Genomic DNA, 20,003 nt, shown 5'->3' on the forward strand with positions numbered 1-20,003 from the left:
GTACACGCGTATATGTACCCCTGTATTATGTGCGTTATGTACGCCATATACGATTTTTATTATTTATTTTTTTATTCATATATAAATTATGGCAACATTGGTAACATATTATAGAAAACCCTTTATTTATCAGGCTTTCAGCGTTGCTTTATCCGTTGCCTTTTCTAATTTCTTATGCAACATTGGCAACACCCCTATTTTTTACCCGTTGCCGTGTTGCCGTTAAGTTGCCGTTATTTTTCAAGTATGTCAACACTTCTGGCAACGCGTTCAAACCCTTTTTGGATTCCATGTGGACCATATCTGCGCTTCGATCGGTTTGGTTTCCACCCTTTAATCCCACCGAGTATCTGGTTGATCTCCCTGCTGTCCGTTCGTTTCATGTACTTTGCTTCTCCACCAAAACACTCCGACCATATCTCTAATGAACATACTTTATCCCTGTCTACAAGCTCCGTTTTTTCATCCAGATGGAGATTTCCATTCCAAAATTGTTTCCTCTGAAGCAGACTCAGTGAGTCCCAGTTATCCGGTATTTTCCGCTCCAGAAACTCCCGGATGATCCCTTCTTTTCCGGAAGACTCCCTGTGGCTCTCCTGCATCTCCTGCGCCATTTCTTCCTCTTCTTTGGACATATATAAGGGCTCGCCCAGTTTCCAGTACATATAGGCTTCCGCCCATATCTGGTCTACTTCTCCGGGCAGATCATTCCACACAGATTTCTTTGCCGGATGCACACCCACATCCACTGGCCAGAACCGGCGGTTCCCTGTCATATCCTTTAAAAATTCCTCTTCATTACTGGTTCCGAAGAATACACAGCGTCTCGGATATTTATTCGTCCTGCGCCCATATGCCGCACGGTAAATGTCGTCTGTCTTACTGAGGAACTGTTTTACCGCATTGGTTTCCTGTTTGGTCATGGCGGTCAGTTCCCCTACTTCATTGATCCACGTACCCTGGATCAGCTCGGCTGATTCTTTCCCTTCAAATGAGGTCAGTGAATCCGAAAACCATTCCTTTCCAAGAATGCTCAAAAAGGTGCTTTTTCCGATACCCTGCGGACCTGTAAAGATTGGCATGTAATCGTATTTCACTGCTCCGATCACAGCCCTCGCAACTGCAGCACACAGAGATTTCCGCATAACCGCCTGCGTATAAAGATTATTTTCTGCCCCCAGATAATCGGAAAGCAGTGTATTTACCCGCCTTACCCCATCCCAGGTAAGACTTTTCAAATATTCTTTCACATCATTGATCTTGTTCTTGCTACTCACGATCAGAAGCGCACTATCCAGCTTATCTCTTCCGGTGATCCCATAGAACAATTCCATATAGTTATAGAATCCGGCATCGTCTTCATCTTTCCATCTGCGTTTTCCTTCTTCCTTGCTCCATGGAACTCGTCCCAGAATGAGACCACAGCTTGCAAATTCATCCGTAACGATCTTCCCTTTTAATAAAGGATCATTCTCCAATACCAGTACCGCATTGTTGATCGTCTTTGCAAATTTGCCATTTCCATCCCTCGCAAGACGGTCCAGCCACGCAAGATCTGGTTCCTCCGGATCTGTTTCTTTGGTATCATAAGAATTCTGCGCTTTTTCAAAAGTTTCTTTTGCCATTAAACCAGCTACTGTTTTATCATTGCTGGCAAGCTTTGTCATTGCTATAAAAGATGGAAGCTTACTGTTTGGTGTTCCCTCTTTCGCTTCCTGATCCTGATCTCCAAATTTATGTAAACGGACCAGATCGAATGCATTCACCAGAAGACCGGAGCATGGATCGGTTGCATGATGACTGTATAAAAACAGATCTCCATCATAAACGATTGCCCCTCCTACCGTTGTTCCACCTGTATAGGTATATCTTCCTTCCATATCCGTAGGTTCATATAATCCTGGAATAAATTTCTCCATCGCCTGCGTGATACTGTAGGTTCTGCAGAATGCTCCGATGATCCCCTTCTTTTCTGTTGGATTTTCCTGTTTTGCCAGTCTGCGTTTCTCAATTGCTTCTGCTCCTGGTACTCTCGGCCACTGTACAATATCTGTCCAGTCGCCATACATTCCCAGAAGTCCCTGCAGGCTACAAAACGGACGGTCGTATACTTCGCATACATACTCACTGTTTTTACAGCAGCTTGGCCAATACATCAGACGTGCCACGTCAAAGGTTGTCGGATCACAAAACTCGATTCCGATCAGAGATGCCAACTTTCTTGCTGCAGGCTCATACTCATCTGCCGAAGCTGTCCGGTCTAATGGCACAATCACCCTCAGTCTTGGCGCATAGCCGCTATGCTTTCTTGTGCTGTAGACTGCAGCATTGCATCCAAGTCCTGCCACACGTTTCAGAATGTCCTCTGTCTTTCCCGCTGGGATATTATCCAAATCCAGCGTCAGCAGATCTCTTCCTTCCACGTATGCTGCTTTCCGGATATCCCCGGCAAATGTACCTCCGACAAATCCACCAACATCCTTCAGCTCGTCCTGCTTTACCTTGGCATAGCTTAAATACTCTTCCAGTGTCTCTGTACTCCGGGCTGGTGTTCTTAATTTTTCGGTGAACTCAGCCCATGTAATTTCCGTTCTCGGCCAGTGTTTGGTTTTTCTGGTCCCTGCTGTACTGATCAGCATCTTTCTGTTATTTTCCAATTTCTGACCTCCTGCTAATCTTTCATGTAATAATTACCTTCAAAGCCGGCACCTTTCAGGATAAGCCCCGGCGCCCATGCAATCGGTTCTGCCATCAGATCACAGATCTCTTCCACGGTAGTTCCCGCCGGCGCATCAATGATCACTTCATCATGCACGTGGAACACAACCTGCAGCCCCTTTGCATCGATTCTTCTTAATGTCTCTGCCAGGCAGTCTCTCGCAATTGCCTGGACAATATTCTCTGTCATTTTTCCACCATAGGTAGAAGTCACTTCCCATTTTCTGCTCTGCTGTCCCACGGTGTAATAATGGATTGCCATTTTTCCAAACTGATTTTCTTTCAAAAATGGTCTTGGATAGTATAATTTTCTCCCACTTGGGAGCTGTACCGTCAGGAAACTCTGACCATAAACAATATCGCTCTCCAGATTAAAAATCAGGTTATAGATTGCCTGTGGCTGCGCTGTCTGCATAACCGCAAGAGCAGCTTCCTCTACTGCATACCACAGATCCCGGATTCGTGGGTTCGCTGTTCTCCACCGCTGTACAATATCCGGAAGTTCTTCCTCTGTCAGTCCCATATTCAGCGCTCCCATTGCAATCAGTGCATTGGATCCGCCCTGATATCCCAATGCAAGTGTCGCTACTTTCCCTTTCTGTCGCAGGGCGTACTCCGGGTTTCCTTTTGCTATTTTTTCAATCGGTACATGGAACATCTGGGAAGCTGTTGCCTCATAAATCTTTCCATGAGTGGCAAATACTTCATTTACCCATGTTTCTCCAGCAAGCCAGGCAATCACTCTGGCTTCAATTGCAGAAAAATCCGCAACTACAAACTTATTTCCTTCTGACGGAATAAATGCAGTCCGGATCAGCTGCGATAAAGTATCCGGCACATTTTCATACAAAAGCTTAATACCGGCATAGTTTCGTTCTTTTACGAGTTTCCTCGCATAATCCAGTGTCTTGATATAATTTCTTGGAAGATTCTGCATCTGCACCAGACGTCCCGCCCAGCGCCCGGTCCGATTGGCACCGTAATACTGCGTCAGTCCACGAACCCTGTCATCCGGACCTTTTGCAGTGTCCATAGCCACATACTTTTTAATGGATGTCTTCCCCAACTGCTGTCTGATCTCAAGTGCCCGCCTTACATTTTCCGGTAACTCTGCAGATAATTTTTCGGATACGGTTGCCTTCTGCAGATTTTCCATTTCCACTCCATTTTCATGCACCCAGTTAAGAAGCTGCGCGGAGCTGTTCGGATTTTCCAATCCCGTTAACTTCCTTGCTTCATTTTCGAGAAGAACGGTACTTTGTTCGTTGACCTGCAGCGCGCCATCGATCAATGCAGTATCTACCTTTACCCCGAATGCATTCATGCGGATGTCCATCTGCCATAATTTTTCTTCTTCATCCGGTACCGGGAAAGCATCCAGTCTCCGGAGGATCTCGCTCTCAGTCACAACGTCCTGTCTGCAGTATTCTTTGAATAACTCCCACTTCTCCGGTGCATGTCTCGGAAGATTCCATGTCCTGTTTCCATTACTCTTTGTAGGTTTACATGGTACGCAAAAATACCGGATCAAAGCTTTTCCGGTTGCCAGCTTTCTTTTATCCTGCGGAAGTCCGATCGCCTTTCCCGTAGCATCAAGTCCTGCGGTATACCCACAATAAAGTCCGTGAATCATAGTACATCTCCACTGTTCCAATGGTGTCACGTACCCCACACGATTCAGACAATACCATTCAAATGCTGCGTTATATGCGTGCTTAACTGTTTCTGGATCCTTTAGTGCTGCAACGACTTCATCCGGTATTTTCTCTCCCTGTTCCAGATCAACAATCTGAACAGCATCATCCTTAAACCGGTATGCAAACAGAAGTATCTTAAAATCATCTGACTGTGCATACCGGTACAGTCCAGCTTTTCCAATATCAATGCTGCTCCTTGTTTCAATGTCGATGCTCAACTGTTTCATGTTGTTCTCCTTCTGATAGCTGAAGAGGGCTTTTTGCCCTCTCCCTTACCACGGTAATCCTGTGATCGGATTGACTCTCCCAGTCCCGACTCCATCGGTTGGTTGTACACCTGTTCCAAACACTGCGGATGCTTTTGGTGCGCTTCCACCGAGTGCTTCCCCGTCCTCCAGTTTCTGCACCGGACCAAGTCCGCATCCAATTCCTTTCTTTCCACCAAACATATACGGGAAAAAAGTTACGTTGACTCGACCATACATCCCGCTATAAACTTCCGACTGGTTGATAATCGGATTTCCCATTGAATCAACGATCTCAGGCGGGTAATCTGCCTTTGCAGATGCGGTAAATACCCAGTGTCCTTTACACTCCGGACCAAATGCCATTCCATCCGAAGGTCTTACCCCGTCCCCGTCATAAACCGGATTGGAAACGATTGGCGGGCATACGCCGTTCCATTTCTCTGCCGTGCCTTTCTGCTTCGCTGCTTCGATGGCAGCATCGATTCTCGCTTTGGTATCTACATCACTTTTCGGGACCAGAACAGTTGCCTGATATTTTTCTTCCTGCCCCTGCTGATAAGCATATGGTTTATAGAGATGTACATATGAGAATCTTACTTTTCCAGTTGTTACGTTACATAAATTATCCATGTTAGTTTTCCTCCTTAAATACCTGTGCGGCTGTCACTTTGTTTGTAATTGCTTCCCTCTTATCAGATTCCTCCACCAGTGTTGGTTTTCCTGCTTTCTTCTCGATGAATTCCCCGACTGCTTCCTGAAAGTCTTTCTTTCCGATCATCTTTTCTACCTGCGCCAGGGTTAATGGTTTCTTTTCATAAAGCATTTCTTCCACTGTGACTCCCGTACTGATCAACTTGTCAAAAGCTGCATCCATATCCGTCCAGTCTCTTACGCTCCGTCCCTCAACGGCTTTCCATCCAGGAACTTCTTTTCCCGCAAGGCATTCACTTAAACACCATTCCTGCAGGTCTTTCTGATACTTAACTACGTCCCGCAGTTCAATAAGTCTTTTTCCGGCTTCTTCCGTGCTGATCAGTGGTGGTAGTTCTCCAATTCCAAATGCTTTCTTTACATTAAAATCAGATCTTGCCCTGCACTGTGCTTTCGCCCTGCAGAACCTGCAGGCTTTTTCCCCTGGGTGATAGTCCCCTTTCCCTTCAATAGCAAGTGCCGCTTTTTTCTTAACCACTTCACCAAACGCCAGCAGTTCATCCAGCGTACAGGACCATTCAGAAATATGATCAATCCGCGGCTGTATGATCGTCATGCAGATCTTCTTGACCGGATACAAAATCTTATATGCTGCATAAGCACCCAACGCATAAATCATCATCTGCGGATTCTGCTCTGCATCCACCTGCACGCCTTTTCCATACTTGAAATCAAAGACATGGATTGTATCCCCGTAAACCATCACGCAGTCTGCAGTTCCAAATCCTTCCGGGATCCATGCAGTCAGATCAAGCTTCTGCTCAATCGCAACATACGGCGCAGATTTCAAATTAAGTGCTGTCCCTTTTATGTAATCCAAATATTCATCCGTATGCCGTTCCATCTCATCCTGCCAGAGATCTTCTTTCTTCAATTTGTTCAGCCTTGTAGTGTACTTCCGTTTTCCAAAGTCTGGTGTATAGAAGTAATGTCTGACTTTTATTTCTGCCAACTCATGAGCTAACGTTCCCTCTCTGGCGGCTTCCGATGTACTATCCGGAAACTGTTCTTCCAGTCTTGCGCTCGGCGGGCACTCCATCCAGCGGTGCGCGCCGGATGGACCTAAAAGTGCATGGCTTCTTTCTGCATGTCCCATTAGATATTTGCCCCCATTCCACGAAGTGCCGTTGCAAAGTTGCCATACTGGTTCTTTGGAAGTGCCGGCAGAGCTTCCACGCCATATCCGGCAAGCAGGTTCTGAAGCTGTGTCTGCATTCCCTTGTCCATCAGAGTCATTGCAGCGTTTGCCAGATCATCCAGGGTATAGGTATGCTCTACAGTAGGTACAACCGGCGCTACCGGTGCAGCCTGTACGGGTGCTGCAGTCTGTACCGGTGTCGTCTGTACAGGTACTGCCGGCTGCACAGGCGGTACAGCTGCCGGCGTCTGCTGGATTGGTGCCGCGCTCTGGGCTCCGTTTGTACCCTTACTTTCCCTATATACCGGGTGTGCCTGTTCATCTGCTACGCCAAGAATTTTCTTTGAAAAATCCACCAGTTCCTCAAAACTTTCAAACTTAAGTTCAATCTGTGCCATTATTCTTTACCTCCTAATTTTTCAAACCCTGCATGGGCGATCTCTATGAATTCATCCTTTGAAAGGCTGATCCCTTTTGTCATTTTTGAGTGGTCATCAGACCATCCCCTGATATCCAGCTTGTCCGGTTTCCCGTACCAGCTGATCACATTTAACTCTTTGTGATAAACATCCGTTTCACTTTCCTTTGGCAAGCATAGGAGCGTTTCTTTAATTTCGTAGTTCTTATCATTCATCCACTTGATTCTCCTGTTTTATAACCTTTTAGGTACACATCTTCCTCTAAAGTGACGAATTATTCATCAGCATTGTCAGAAACTCTCCTACTGCTTTCAGTACTTCCAATTCAAGTTCCGCATCCGTTGTAAGACCAAGTTCTACCGCCCAGTTAATCACTTCCTTCGCCTCGGCTTCGCTTTGATCACACTTCTCCGTCAGTGTCTTTTTAAGAGTCCGGACGATAACCGCCAAATCTGTCGTTAATCCCGGTATTCCCTTTGATGTCTTAATATGACATACTCCATTTTCAACATTGATCATTGACTTTCTCCTCCGATTTTCCTATAATTTAGTTGAGTTTTTTGTTATGTGCGCCACTGGAAGCTGCAACTTCCGGGCGCATTTTTATTGTCTTTACGCCTATCCTATCCAAATGATTTGCCAGATCCGACAAGTATGCGATCGCATTATTCTTGTAATACTCGGATGTACCGTCAACCCTTTCCAGCGACTGCAGTTTGTTGATCATCTTATCAAGCTCTGACGTTCTCATGCTCTTACGCTGCTTCTCTTCTGGCATGCTCTCTCGCCTCCCTTATCTTTCTTTTCCTGTGCCGGTATTCCAACATCCGGAAATATTCCAGCGCATACGCTCCAACCGCAAACACTGCAAGTCCAAGAGCTTCATACAGGTAAAACAGCTCCTGTTGTTCTACCGAGCACCCACCAACCATGCACATAAATCCAAATACAATCGCTGTTTTGCTTAATAGCTTCGCCGCCTTATAGAACATCTCTTATCCCTCCTTTGCTTGTCCAACTGGTACCGCTTACGCGGTTTTCTCAATGGTATATGTAATTTTCACTTTTTCCTGTTCTTCCAATAAAGAAATCATCACCTGTATGATTTTTTCGATATCGGGTTTCATGCTTACCACCTACTTTCTATTGAAGTTTATGCGGTGCTGGTTGTACTTGTTGATTTACCCTGCTGATTTTTTCCCACTCTAACACCACAATATTTTTGTCTCATCCTGTCCTTTCATAACGGCTCGAAACTCGGCGTCCAATATGAAGCGTTTCTCATCAAACGCATCATTTCCGTGATATTCGTCTCGCTTATAGTTTTTTTTGATAACCGTATCTAACCCGAACATTACCATTTTCTCTGAATATCCCCTAAGCAATGCTCTCCGTGCTAACTTTTGCAGTCCTCGGAAACTAATGCGGTCAGATAGCTCTGGATACTGATTAACAAGCTTTCTTGCGATTTGTGTCTCGCCTACATCTTGATTCATAATTTTAATCACACTCCATAGATAACTGGGCGTTGCATTCTTGAATCATAATCCTTGTATTTGTACACGGCTGCCAATTCTTTACATACTGCACAGCTTCATCGAATTTCTTTTTTGGAACATTATTTCTCGCATTGACATTAAAGTAATGCTTCAAATCTCTGTTGCATTCCGCAAATACCTTTTTACTGATTTCTTTAATCCTTAGGTTCATTTGTTACTCTCCGTGTTAACTTAAAAATTTGTTGATAAAATACTGCTGACCTTTTCCAGTAACTTTCGGAGTCTTATTGATTCTGACCGAGCCATCCGGATTATTTACGGTACTTTCCTTAATTTCGATAATTCCTAAGTCCATCGACTTTTGTGTCGGCATATTCCAGTCCGAACCTTTTCGCTTGATAAGATAGCCGTTTTCTCTGAGCCAGTTGAACAAGCGTTTCTGTCCAATCTCGATGCCGTTCTGCTTCAGGAGCTTCGCAAGGTCTCCGATCAGGATGGAAGTGTGGCTGGTAGCTACTGCATCGGCAAAGATTTCTTTCGGTTTCATTCGCTGGTTGTCTGCTTCAAGAGCTTTATTCTTCTCTCTTTCCTCTTTCAAAGCTGTGAATGCCTTAATTGCCATCTCAGGATTTGAAAGAAGTTCATCGACTGCATACACACCATGCTTTCTGATTGCCGGAAGAACTTCCGATGTTACCCAGTGTTTGAATCTCTTAGCTGATTCCAACTTGCTTCCAAAGATTAAAGCATATAAGCCAGACTCGTTGATGACCGTTACTTCTCTTCTCTGACCTGCGTACTCAATTTGGGTACTCAGCTTATCTTCCTCACTTACATGAGTTGGAACTGCATTTTTAGGATTTGCATAACCAAGTGCTGTTGCAACATCTTTTCCTACAAAATAGATTTCGTTATTAAGTTGTACCGTTCGGATATCACCGAACTCTTCTGAATTGAAAATTTGTAATTCTTTCATTTACGCCTCCTTTAGTATCTTCAAAAGTTACTCATGTGCAAAAAAAATAGGCATTGGATCATCTATATGTAGTTCATCAATCATAATTTGAATCTCATCACTACCAAAAACACCATTTTTCATCTTTTCATAAAATGTTTTTGGCGTAACACCTATCATTTTGGCAACATCTGTTTGAGATAATCCATTTTTAGCAATTATCCCTCTCAGTTCATTTGTCTTTATCACACTTTCACCTCCGTATCTTTTTAAGTTACTCTTAGTATATCACATTTCGGTAACTTGTCAAGATATTTTTTATTGCAATTACAACATTTTTGTGCTATTATAAAGTTACTTCATAAAGGAGGAACTAAACATGACTGTTGGTGAACGTATAAAAGAAATTAGGAACAAACTAGGAATGAGTCAGGTTGATTTTGCTGACAAAATAAATGTATCCAAACAAACACTATATAAGTATGAAAATAATATCATTACAAATATTCCCTCTGACAAAATAGAGGCTGCTGCTCATCTCGGCAACGTTTCTCCAGCGTATCTGATGGGATGGACTGTTAGTGATGGTGATATTGCAAATGCTTTTATCAATGATAATTTGGAAGATATAATTGATAGCATAAAAGATTTTTCACCTTCCGAAAAAGAACATTTTAAAAATTATTTACACTTACACGAAATAAACCGAAAGGATATTGACAAATACACTACTCAGTTGCTATCACTTCAGGAAATGCAAACAAGTCCACAACTTAATGCTGCGCACACACGTACAGATATAAATATTCCTGAAGGAACAGATACATCAGATAATGATGTTATGGATGATGATAATTTTTAAGGAGATAATTTATGGGATTTTTCAATTTTTTCAAAAAAGAAGTACCAAAGCCAAAACCTACTGTTCCTGCTGTTAAAACTGTGACTGTCGAAGATATGAAGCTCTTCCCTAATATAGGATATGATTTTACAAACATTAAAGTTTATAAACATACTCCTAATTCCGATCCGTGTTATCTCATTGAAGGAATAAATCTTAATAAGGCAAGAGAGGACTTGAAAAAAATCAATAGTATAATCAAAGAACATGCCAAAACGGATAAAATTTTTTCTCGTTTCAGTATTGATGTTGCAACTGCTCGATTTTCATCTGAAGGCATGAAATCTGGACACGATGACTTTTGCTGTTTGTTTTGTTCTCCTACTACCAAGAGTGGTAAACCCGCTAAATTTCCTCTAAGTATGAGAATTGCCCCATTATCTTCGGATGAGGTTTGGAAACGCGAATCTTCAAAAACAGGGAAAACTATACATGGACGGATATATTATCTTGCGGATGGTAGTATTGGCAAAGTCGAAATCTATTGTTGGCAGGGCGGTAATGGATATTTTATAAAAGAAAATTATACTTTGAAAAAGAAAAATTGATTATTTTTCTGTATATTACATTGATCTTTAGGGGGTGTTAGCAATAAACACTTATGAAGCACTTTTAGATGAGGCCAGCGATATTGGTCTCACGGTAAAAGAAAAACCTCTAAAATATAATAATGGTCGAATCAAAGGTAGTCGGATTGCAATCCGGCAGGATATTACTACAACCACAGAAAAATCCTGTGTCCTTGCCGAAGAACTCGGACACCACTACACTTCCGTTGGCAATATTCTTGACATGACATCTACTGCCAACCGAAAACAGGAACGTCAGGCAAGACTCTGGGCGTACAACAAGCAGATCGGTCTGATCGGACTGGTACGAGCCTTTGAGCATGGCTGCCAGAACCGGTTTGAAATCGCTGAATACCTGGAAGTGACAGAAGAATTTCTGGAAGAATGTATTGAATGTTACCGGAATAAGTACGGGATTTGTAAACGGGTAGATAATTATGTGGTGTATTTTATACCACAGTTGTCTGTGATGAAATTGGTATAACCGCATATGCGATTATATAGAAACACTTTATATGAGGAGGAAAAATTATGAAAAAGAAACTTATAGCATTGGTTCTGATCGGAAGCATGGCACTGTCATTTACAGCCTGCGGCAATAGCTCCGATTCATCAAAAGAAGCAAAGGAACCATCCAAGAAGACAGAAGCATCTGCTGAAACTCCAAAAGAGGAAGTAAAGGAAGAAGTCAAAGATCCTGTTGTGCTTACTGGAAAATGGGAGTACAAAGATGATGACGGTACTTGGATGCAGGCAGATATTACAGAGGATACCATCACAATAAACTGGATCATGGATGAAGGAAACACGACTGCTGTTTACTGGGTTGGAACCTATACTGCTCCTACAGAATATTCTGAAGAATATACTTGGACATCCACCAGAGATAAGGAAGCAACCGATTCCGCTCTTCTCGCCTCTCTGGATGATACAAAAGAGTTTTCTTATTCCGATTCAAACAAGCAGATTACCTATCAGGTAACAGTTTCTGGAATAACAAAAACTATAACCCTTGAGCAGACAGAATAAATAAAAGAACCGCTCCTGCGCCAACAGGAACGGTCGAGCGATGAAACATACACCAATATGTTTCTCTATTAAGTACTCCGAAGAGATACCCAATTTCCAAATAATATTGTATCATCTTCGGAGCAGCCACGCAAGAGAACTAATCGTAACTATATAAACAATTACATTTTTGTTTCCAAAAGAAATGAGGTGAATATATGGGACGTAATTTAACAAAAGAAGAGCTTAAACGACATAAAGAAAAGGCTTTGGCAAAAATGGAACACTATATCGACTCTTTGATCAATAGTCCAGATTCTAAAACCAGTGGAAAAGCTGACAAATTAAGTTATTGGCTTGAAGATTGGTCTACTTTTCTCGATTTTGAATCTCGTTTTTCCCCATCCAGTTTAAGAAGATACAAACGAGGTGAAATCATAAAAGTCCATCTTGGTTATAATATTGGTAGCGAAGAAGGTGGGTTGCACTATTGCGTTGTTGTCGAAAAAAATAATTCAAAGAACTCCCCTGTAATAACTGTTGTTCCGCTTACCTCTGTTAAGAAGAAATCTGATGTAGATCATCTTCATAAAGGTTGTATCTATTTAGGTAACGAACTATACACAGGGTTAGTTTCCAAAATTACTTATATTCAAAGACCTCTGGAAAAGAAAGTCTTTGACCTCAAAAAAGAAGTTGACGCCACTTACAAAACTCATCCAGAAGACATGCATAAATTCCAAAAGGATTTAGAGGATTGTGCAAGGGATTTATTGTTATTAAAAAGAATGAGAAACGAAATCAATAAAGCAAAACTTGGTAGTATTGCTTTAGTTGGACAAATCACAACCATCAGCAAAATACGAATTTATGATCCGAAAACTAATTTCGATATTTTAAGCAATGTAAAGCTTTCCAACGAAAAGCTTGATCGCATAGATCAGGAAATTATTTCTAACTTTACAAATAGAAAAATTTAAAAATCAACATATTTTATTGACATTTTCATATAATGAGGTATATAATAAATAAGCTAAAACAAAGCCGTTAACCGGCAGTATACAAGACAATGCTCCCAGTCATCTGGCGAGCCGTATTTATTGAAAGACCTCGTAGAAATGCGAGGTCTTTTACGTTATATAAACATTTTTTCAAAATAAAACCGCTCCTGCGCCAACAGGAACGGCTCAAGACTAATGCCCCGAAGGATACACCAGTACGTTCAAAATATAGTGTATCATCTTCGGGCAGCCACCGCAAGCAGAACTCATGTTCTTCTGCTGGCTGTTATTTTTATACTCATTTTTACGTATATTGAAGAGAAAGGTGATATAATATGCCAAGTAAAATTGAACGCTGCGCCATTTACATCCGTGTGTCTACTGCAGAACAGATGATGCACGGTAAATCCCTGGAAGCACAAAAACAGTACCTGACCAATTACGCCAAAGAACATAATATGACCGTTGCTGGAGTTTATGCTGACGAGGGTAAAACTGCCCGTAAAGAATTAAAAAAGAGAAAAGCTATCCATTCCCTGCTTGAGGACGTAAAAGCCGGAAAAATTGATGTGATCATCTTCTGGCGGATTGATAGATGGTTTCGTAACCTGTCTGATTTTTACAAGGTACAGGAAGTCTTGGACGATAATAACGTCCATTGGATCAGCACCAGTGAACCCGGAATCAATATGGAAACCAGAGACGGTCGACTGCAGCTGAATGTAGTTCTATCTATCGGTCAGAATGAGGTCGATACCACTAGCGAACGTATCAAATTCGTAAACGAAGCATCTATCCGGCAGGGAAAACTGATCTTCGGTGATGTGAATATGGGGTACGGCTACAAATCTGGAATCATTGGCGGCGTAAAACGCATGGTAAAAGATCCTGATCGAGAAGATGCCGTAAATGCTTTTTATCGTTTTTTCTTTAAGCACCATGCAAAAGGACTTTCCATGCGCTATATTCAGGAAAATTACGATCCGGATTTTACATGGGCGAATATGCGAACACTGCTGTCAAGTGAATTTTACAAAGGAACCTATCGCGGAATTCCATACTGTCCTGCTTACCTGACAGAATCCGAATGGAATAATCTGCAGGAAATACAGAACGCAAATGTTAAGCGTGCTCCTTCTGGCCGGATTTATCTTTTCAGTGGCATGATAAATTGTCCGATCTGTGGACGCAGGCTTAGCGCAAGAGGCGGTTCATCCATTATCAACAGGAAAACCGGTGCCAAAAAAGTATACTGCTATTACCGATGCAATAAAGCTTTCATTGATCACAAATGTACATACAAGCACATGGTAAGTCAAAATCTCATAGAACAATACCTGATTGATCATCTGGAATACGAATACAATAAATTTAAAATAAAATGTGAAAAAATTGAAAAGGAACAAGAAAAAAAGAAGAAAATTCAGACTCCTGAAAAGCTCCAGAAAGAATTAGAACGATTAAATCTTCTCTTCCAGAAAGGAAGAATCGAATGGGATTATTACAGCAAAGAATATGATCGGATTGAAAACGAACTGAATGAATTGTTAAATGCGGCTCCGGAATTAGAACCTGATTATGCTTATCTGGAAGAGCTGCTGAATACAGACTTTAGAACAATGTACTACAATTTAACCCAAGAAAACCGCAGAGCCTTCTGGCATTCTATTATCCGGGAGATTCACCTGAATACTGATCATACCGTTGACTCTGTTGATTTCTTATAGCGTCTTGTACTAACTGGTTGACTCCGTTTGGAGCGGATAAAGTTATGACCGCCGTCCTCTCCGGTGAGGCAGATATTGGCTTTATGGGAAGTGAATCTTCGATTTATACTTACCAGGAAGGTGCAAATGATGTCATCAAAAACTTCGCACAGCTTACGCAGCGCGCCGGAAACTTTCTGGTCGCACGTGAAGAAATGCCGGATTTTTCATGGGATGATCTGAAAGGAAAAGACGTTCTTGGCGGAAGAAAAGGTGGCATGCCGGAAATGGTCTTTGAATACATTTTGAAAAAAAACGGAATTAATCCACAGAAGGATCTTTCTATCAACCAGAGTATTGATTTCGGTTCAACCGCTGCTGCATTTTCCGGTGGGCAGGCAGACTATACCATCGAATTTGAACCGAGCGCTACTGCCCTTGAAGCGGAAAATTCCGGTTATGTCGTTGCTTCTCTCGGCGTTGATTCCGGCTATGTCCCATACACCGCCTATAGTGCCAAAACAAGTTATCTGAATGCTAATCCGAACATCATCCAGAAATTCACCAATGCCCTGCAAAAAGGAATGGATTTCGTTCAGTCCCATACTCCGGAAGAGATTGCAAAAGTCATTGCACCACAGTTCAAGGAAACCGATCTCGCTACAATTACAACAATTGTCAGCCGTTACTACGAACAAGACACCTGGAAATCGGATCTGATCTTCAACGAAGAAAGCTTCAATCTGCTGCAGGATATTCTGGAAAACTCCGGTGAGCTGAAAGAGCGTGTTCCTTATGAAGAACTAGTTACGACTACCTTTGCGGAGAAGGCCGCCCACTAAATAAAAGCGCAGACGCTTCATTTTAAGCCAGCGTCTGCGCTCTATTCTTACATTTTAAAATTTATCCTTCTGAAACTCTTACCGGATATATCCCTCCTGATAAGCCTTCTGCTTATTGAATGTGTACATCTCCGCAAAGGATGCCTGTACATACGGATTTACATAAAAAATTGCAAGAAGTCCACAGGTAACCGCACTCAGCAGATACCATCCAAGGAATGACAGATCCATGATAAATGCTTCCATTTTTTCTCCATCCATCATCTGTTTACTGATCTGGAATGCTTCTTTGTAATCCATTGCCGGATTCTCAGCAATAATATATGGTACCATCAGATATTCATAATGCTTAACGATTCCAGGTACCACCAAAAGCAGACTCCAAAGTGTAGTAAATAAATCTCTTAAAAACATGGTAAGAACAATATTAACATAATGTCCGGAACGGAAACCGTCAAGCAATGTTCCGATTCCCGGCTGTGCAGTCTGGTTCAGGATAAAGAACCGGTATCCACCCATTTTCAGGAGATTACCTACAAATACTTTTGCCACAAGGACAATCAGTATTACTACCGTTGCGATTCCTGCAAGCAATCCGGTAATCATTCCCACATTAAATAAATTTCCACTATATATATCTGAATTCTCACTTACCCGTCTTGCACTGGATTCGCCAGAGACTGTGCCAAAGATTCCCATCAGAAGCGCAACTACAACGGCTGACACATAATTCTTCTTAAATGCCATATTGCCTCTCATTTTAAGTTCTGCTCTATTCCACATCATATACCTCTCCTCCTTCGAATACATTGATATGATTCTCACTACCTATACTTTATCATCTGTAAATCTGTCAATCACTTTACTGATTTTCTATCTGCTCAGCAAGATCATTCAAGTACACCCATCTGTCCATCTTTTCTTCCAGTGTTGTCTCTGTTTCTTCCTTCTCTTTCATAAGTTCGGACAACTTCACGGAATTGGTGGCATTCTTAACCATCTCCCGATCCAGCTTTTCGATCTTCTCTTCCAGCTTTGCGATATCCTCATCGATCGTCTCGTATTCCCGCTGTTCTTTATAAGAAAATCTCAGCTTTTTCTCCCGCTGCTTCCAGGTCTTTTTGCTGTCAGACTCACCGGTCTGTGCAGAAGCTGCATCTGACATATTTTCTGCAATTGTCTGTCCGTCTTTCGGTTTTTCAAGCTCCACACGGATCAGATAATCGGAGTATCCACCTTCCGACTGGCGGATTTTTCCACCTCCATTAAATGCAAAAATACGACTGACAGTACGATCCAGGAAGTACCGGTCATGGGATACAATCAGAATAATACCATCAAAATGATCCAGATAATCCTCCAGGATTGTCAGCGTCTGGATATCCAGATCATTGGTTGGCTCATCCAGGATCAGTACATTTGGTGCTTCCATCAAAACACGTAGTAGATAAAGTCTCCGTTTCTCGCCTCCGGATAACTTTTCGATCCGCGACCACTGCATTGCCCCGTCAAAAAGAAATCGTTCCAACATCTGGGACGCGGTAATCTTCCCGTCAGAAGTTGCAATGTACTCACCTGCTTCTTTTACATAATCAATGACACGCTCGGATTCATCCATATATTCATTCTCCTGTGAGAAATAGCCAATCTTGATTGTCTGTCCAATTTCAATAGTTCCGACATCCGGTTTTATGATCCCGTTGATAATCTTGAGCAGCGTCGATTTTCCACATCCATTATGTCCAATAATTCCGATTCGGTCTTTCTTCAGAAAAATATAAGAGAAATCTTCGATCAGCTTCTTTTCTCCATAAGATTTGCAGATTCCGGAAAGTTCGATTGTTTTATTCCCCATACGGGAAGCCACAGAATCCAGCATTACTCGCTTTTCTTCCTGAATATCTTTCATTTCCTGCATAGCATGAATCCGGTCAATATGCGCTTTCTGTTTGGTACTTCTCGCCCTTGCGCCGCGGTGTAGCCATTCCAGCTCCGTACGCAAAAGGCTTTTTCTCTTACGTTCTGTGGCAAGCTCCATGTTCTGACGCTCGGCTTTCAGACGCACAAACTCGGAATAATTGCCTGGATAGTTATATAATTTCCCATGATCAACTTCCACGATACGATTTACCACACGGTCCAGGAAATAACGGTCATGCGTAACCATCAGGATCGCTCCCCGGAACTGGATCAGATATTCTTCCAGCCATTCGGACATCTCATTGTCCAAATGGTTCGTCGGTTCGTCAAGGACCAGAATGTCTGCCGGTGTTAAAAGTGCCCGGACAAGTGCCACTCTTTTCTTCTGTCCGCCGGACATATGCTCAATCTTTTCATCATAATCGGTAAATCCAAGCTGATTCAGCATAGACTTTGCTTCTGCCTCGATCGTCCAGCGGTTCAGCTCATCATAATTTCCTTCTGTTGCCGCGCGAAGAATTGTTGTTCCTGCTTCAAATACCGGCGTCTGCGGAAGATAGCAGATCTTCACCTGATTCCCCATGCTGATCGTTCCGGCATCACTTTCTTCGATTCCGGCAACGATTTTCAGCAAAGTGGATTTACCCATTCCGTTGACTCCGATCACACCGATTTTTTCATTTTTATTGATTCCAAATCCCACATCATCCAGAAGCACACGATCCGTATAGGCTTTGGATACATGTTCCATTGTCAGTAAATTCATATATTTTCCCCTGTGATTCTCTGTTTTGTCTTTTTCCATTATAGCAATTTGTACGGGTCCTAGTCAATCCAAAGTATCTCACCCGGCACCGATTCTGACACGCAAAAGGCACAGAATCCTATCCGTTACCGGACAGTCCCTGTGCTTTCACATATCCCCATATTCTTTTTATCTTATGATGTGAGTGTCAAAAATAAATTTTGCCGCTCACTGGTGTAATCAGATTGCTCCATTGCTAAGCAAGCTTGCATCGGCTTTCTGACCTTTTTGACCCTGGTATCATCATCTTATAAGAAAATATATTTCAGGATAAACAGTATCACCAGTACATACATCAGTACACTGATCTTCTTTTCTTTTGCTTTTCCTGTAAGTACGTTGATTACTACATAAGAAATCACTCCCATGGAAATACCTTCTGAAATACTGTAGCAGAATGGCATTGCCGCGATACAGATAAAGCACGGAATTCCTTCGCTGTAATCACTGAAGTTAATTCCTGCCACATTGCTCAGCATATAGAAGCCGACTATGATCAGTGCCGGAGCTGTCGCAAAGGACGGAATTGCAAGAAAGATTGGTGATAAGAAAAGGGAAATTCCAAACAGGATCGCTGTTGTCAGGGATGTTAAACCTGTACGTCCTCCTTCTGTTACACCAGAAGCACTCTCTACGAATGTTGTTGTTGTAGAAGTTCCGAGTACTGCTCCAACTGTAGTTGCAACTGCATCTGCCATCAGTGCCCCTTTAATTCTCGGAAGCTTTCCGTCTTTGTCAAGCATGCCTGCCTTTGTAGATACACCGATCAGAGTTCCGAGTGTATCAAAAAGATCTACGAAAAGGAATGCAAATACTACAACAACGAATTCCAGTGAAAATACATTCTTAAAATCAAGCTTTCCAAATACCGGTGCAAGGCTTGGAATTGCAAGTCCGGAACTGAAATCCGGAAGCAGACTGTAGAATCCGATCTCCGGATTCGGTACATAAAGGCCTGCTATCTGGCAGATGATTCCAAGTATCCATGTGATCAAGATCCCCCAAAGGATATTTCCTTTGATGTTCTTAATCACCATGATTGCTGTGATCAGCACACCTATGATTGCAAGAAGTACAGTAATTCCAACGTTATTGAAGCTTGCTTCCACTCCATTTGCCTGATTATATGCATCTACGGAGAAGAGCTGTACCAGAGTAGATCCTCCGACAACGATATTGGCATTCTGAAGTCCAAGAAATGCAATAAATAATCCGATACCAACGCTGACTGCTGTCTTAAGACAAGTTGGGATCGCATTGAAGATCGCTTCTCTGACATTTGTCAGGGAAAGAATAATGAAAATAATACCCTCTACAAATACTGCAGTCAGTGCAGTCTGCCATGAGTAGTTCATACCAATTACTACAGTATAAGCAAAGTAAGCATTCAGTCCCATACCAGGTGCAAGTGCAAATGGATAATTTGCGAATACTGCCATACACAGCGTACCGATCAGTGATGCAAGTGCTGTTGCAGTAAAGACTGCCCCCTGATCCATACCCGCTGCGGAAAGAATACTTGGATTGACTGCCAGGATATACGCCATCGTCATAAATGTCGTAATACCTGCAAGAATCTCAGTTTTGACATCGGTGTGATTTTCTTTAAGCTTAAACACCTTTTTCAACATATTGTTTTCCTCCTGCTGTCTGTCTCGGATATTCCCTCTCACTCCTTAAAATATCCTCGTACAATTTTCTTGTAGCAGAGAATATTTTAGCAAAAAAAAGAGAGAAAGTAAACACATTACTTTCTCTCTGATTTCTAACTCTTGTTCGCTATTACTGTTCATAGTAGCTGTATACCGCAACTATTTGCTCTCTCTGATCTTCTTTCTGAGCAGAAGTACCATTGCAGGGGATACG

22 protein-coding genes and 1 pseudogene are annotated in these 20,003 nt (G+C 42.3%); 7 read left to right on the plus strand and 16 right to left on the minus strand.

Features of this window, described 5'->3' with window-relative positions; translation table 11 throughout:
* Positions 1 to 233 precede the first annotated feature (233 nt).
* The 13 genes from PG840_RS13155 to PG840_RS13215 all read right to left on the minus strand — a co-directional run bounded on the left by PG840_RS13155 (position 234) and on the right by PG840_RS13215 (position 9,634).
* Positions 234 to 2,657, minus strand: coding sequence for a virulence-associated E family protein (locus PG840_RS13155; protein ID WP_270613735.1), 2,424 nt, complete (start codon positions 2,655 to 2,657; stop codon positions 234 to 236).
* Between the two features lie 14 nt (positions 2,658 to 2,671).
* The gene (locus PG840_RS13160) at positions 2,672 to 4,642 is read right to left on the minus strand and encodes a DNA polymerase (protein WP_270613736.1); all 1,971 of its coding nucleotides are present in this window, start codon (positions 4,640 to 4,642) and stop codon (positions 2,672 to 2,674) included.
* A gap of 45 nt (positions 4,643 to 4,687) precedes the next feature.
* Positions 4,688 to 5,293: a DUF2815 family protein gene (locus tag PG840_RS13165; RefSeq protein WP_055247271.1), complete on the minus strand. Its 606-nt coding sequence runs from the start codon at positions 5,291 to 5,293 to the stop codon at positions 4,688 to 4,690.
* 1 nt (position 5,294) lies between these two features.
* The gene (locus PG840_RS13170; RefSeq protein WP_270613737.1) at positions 5,295 to 6,470 is read right to left on the minus strand and encodes a DUF2800 domain-containing protein; all 1,176 of its coding nucleotides are present in this window, start codon (positions 6,468 to 6,470) and stop codon (positions 5,295 to 5,297) included.
* Complete coding sequence (locus tag PG840_RS13175) at positions 6,470 to 6,910, minus strand: hypothetical protein (protein WP_270613738.1); 441 nt, start codon at positions 6,908 to 6,910, stop codon at positions 6,470 to 6,472. Before PG840_RS13175 ends, PG840_RS13170 begins: the two co-directional genes overlap by 1 nt.
* On the minus strand, positions 6,910 to 7,146 hold the full coding sequence (locus PG840_RS13180) for a PC4/YdbC family ssDNA-binding protein (RefSeq protein ID WP_270613739.1): 237 nt from the start codon (positions 7,144 to 7,146) through the stop codon (positions 6,910 to 6,912). Before PG840_RS13180 ends, PG840_RS13175 begins: the two co-directional genes overlap by 1 nt.
* 46 nt (positions 7,147 to 7,192) lie before the next feature.
* Positions 7,193 to 7,450 carry a hypothetical protein gene (locus PG840_RS13185; protein ID WP_270613740.1) on the minus strand — a complete coding sequence of 86 codons (258 nt, stop codon included), beginning with the start codon at positions 7,448 to 7,450 and terminating at the stop codon, positions 7,193 to 7,195.
* A gap of 28 nt (positions 7,451 to 7,478) precedes the next feature.
* Positions 7,479 to 7,709: a hypothetical protein gene (locus PG840_RS13190; RefSeq protein WP_270613741.1), complete on the minus strand. Its 231-nt coding sequence runs from the start codon at positions 7,707 to 7,709 to the stop codon at positions 7,479 to 7,481.
* On the minus strand, positions 7,687 to 7,923 hold the full coding sequence (locus tag PG840_RS13195) for a hypothetical protein (RefSeq protein ID WP_270613742.1): 237 nt from the start codon (positions 7,921 to 7,923) through the stop codon (positions 7,687 to 7,689). Before PG840_RS13195 ends, PG840_RS13190 begins: the two co-directional genes overlap by 23 nt.
* Before the next feature lie 213 nt (positions 7,924 to 8,136).
* On the minus strand, positions 8,137 to 8,427 hold the full coding sequence (locus PG840_RS13200; protein ID WP_270613743.1) for a hypothetical protein: 291 nt from the start codon (positions 8,425 to 8,427) through the stop codon (positions 8,137 to 8,139).
* A gap of 4 nt (positions 8,428 to 8,431) precedes the next feature.
* Positions 8,432 to 8,641, minus strand: a complete 210-nt coding sequence (locus PG840_RS13205) for an ORF6C domain-containing protein (protein WP_270613744.1) — start codon at positions 8,639 to 8,641, stop codon at positions 8,432 to 8,434.
* A 15-nt stretch (positions 8,642 to 8,656) separates the two neighbouring features.
* Entirely contained in the window at positions 8,657 to 9,406 is a 750-nt protein-coding gene (locus PG840_RS13210) for a phage antirepressor (RefSeq protein WP_270613745.1), read from the minus strand.
* Between the two features lie 27 nt (positions 9,407 to 9,433).
* Positions 9,434 to 9,634, minus strand: a complete 201-nt coding sequence (locus PG840_RS13215; protein WP_055260623.1) for a transcriptional regulator — start codon at positions 9,632 to 9,634, stop codon at positions 9,434 to 9,436.
* Positions 9,635 to 9,764: 130 nt separating this feature from the next.
* Here PG840_RS13215 and PG840_RS13220 point away from each other — a divergent pair, with 130 nt between their 5' ends.
* The 7 genes and pseudogenes from PG840_RS13220 to PG840_RS13250 form a co-directional block, all read left to right on the plus strand.
* The gene (locus tag PG840_RS13220) at positions 9,765 to 10,247 is read left to right on the plus strand and encodes a helix-turn-helix domain-containing protein (protein WP_055260621.1); all 483 of its coding nucleotides are present in this window, start codon (positions 9,765 to 9,767) and stop codon (positions 10,245 to 10,247) included.
* 11 nt (positions 10,248 to 10,258) lie between these two features.
* Positions 10,259 to 10,834: a hypothetical protein gene (locus tag PG840_RS13225; RefSeq protein ID WP_055260619.1), complete on the plus strand. Its 576-nt coding sequence runs from the start codon at positions 10,259 to 10,261 to the stop codon at positions 10,832 to 10,834.
* A gap of 43 nt (positions 10,835 to 10,877) precedes the next feature.
* The gene (locus PG840_RS13230) at positions 10,878 to 11,339 is read left to right on the plus strand and encodes an ImmA/IrrE family metallo-endopeptidase (RefSeq protein ID WP_270613749.1); all 462 of its coding nucleotides are present in this window, start codon (positions 10,878 to 10,880) and stop codon (positions 11,337 to 11,339) included.
* Between the two features lie 47 nt (positions 11,340 to 11,386).
* Positions 11,387 to 11,884 carry a hypothetical protein gene (locus tag PG840_RS13235; protein ID WP_270613746.1) on the plus strand — a complete coding sequence of 166 codons (498 nt, stop codon included), beginning with the start codon at positions 11,387 to 11,389 and terminating at the stop codon, positions 11,882 to 11,884.
* A 197-nt stretch (positions 11,885 to 12,081) separates the two neighbouring features.
* Positions 12,082 to 12,843 carry a type II toxin-antitoxin system PemK/MazF family toxin gene (locus PG840_RS13240; protein WP_055261971.1) on the plus strand — a complete coding sequence of 254 codons (762 nt, stop codon included), beginning with the start codon at positions 12,082 to 12,084 and terminating at the stop codon, positions 12,841 to 12,843.
* A gap of 356 nt (positions 12,844 to 13,199) precedes the next feature.
* A complete protein-coding gene (locus tag PG840_RS13245; protein ID WP_055261969.1) occupies positions 13,200 to 14,591 on the plus strand; it encodes a recombinase family protein in 1,392 nt (463 codons plus the stop codon).
* A 17-nt stretch (positions 14,592 to 14,608) separates the two neighbouring features.
* Positions 14,609 to 15,412, plus strand: a pseudogene (locus PG840_RS13250) (ABC transporter substrate-binding protein); the annotation flags it as partial.
* A 78-nt stretch (positions 15,413 to 15,490) separates the two neighbouring features.
* Here the strand turns inward: PG840_RS13250 and PG840_RS13255 are convergent.
* The 3 genes from PG840_RS13255 to PG840_RS13265 form a co-directional block, all read right to left on the minus strand.
* Positions 15,491 to 16,195, minus strand: coding sequence for a DUF975 family protein (locus PG840_RS13255; RefSeq protein ID WP_044998726.1), 705 nt, complete (start codon positions 16,193 to 16,195; stop codon positions 15,491 to 15,493).
* A gap of 79 nt (positions 16,196 to 16,274) precedes the next feature.
* The gene (locus PG840_RS13260) at positions 16,275 to 18,098 is read right to left on the minus strand and encodes an ABC-F family ATP-binding cassette domain-containing protein (RefSeq protein ID WP_270613747.1); all 1,824 of its coding nucleotides are present in this window, start codon (positions 18,096 to 18,098) and stop codon (positions 16,275 to 16,277) included.
* Positions 18,099 to 18,385: 287 nt separating this feature from the next.
* Positions 18,386 to 19,768: an NCS2 family permease gene (locus tag PG840_RS13265; RefSeq protein ID WP_270613748.1), complete on the minus strand. Its 1,383-nt coding sequence runs from the start codon at positions 19,766 to 19,768 to the stop codon at positions 18,386 to 18,388.
* Positions 19,769 to 20,003 lie beyond the last annotated feature (235 nt).

The organism is Coprococcus sp. AM97-35 (genome assembly GCF_027697525.1).
GTDB lineage: Bacteria > Bacillota > Clostridia > Lachnospirales > Lachnospiraceae > Allocoprococcus > Allocoprococcus comes.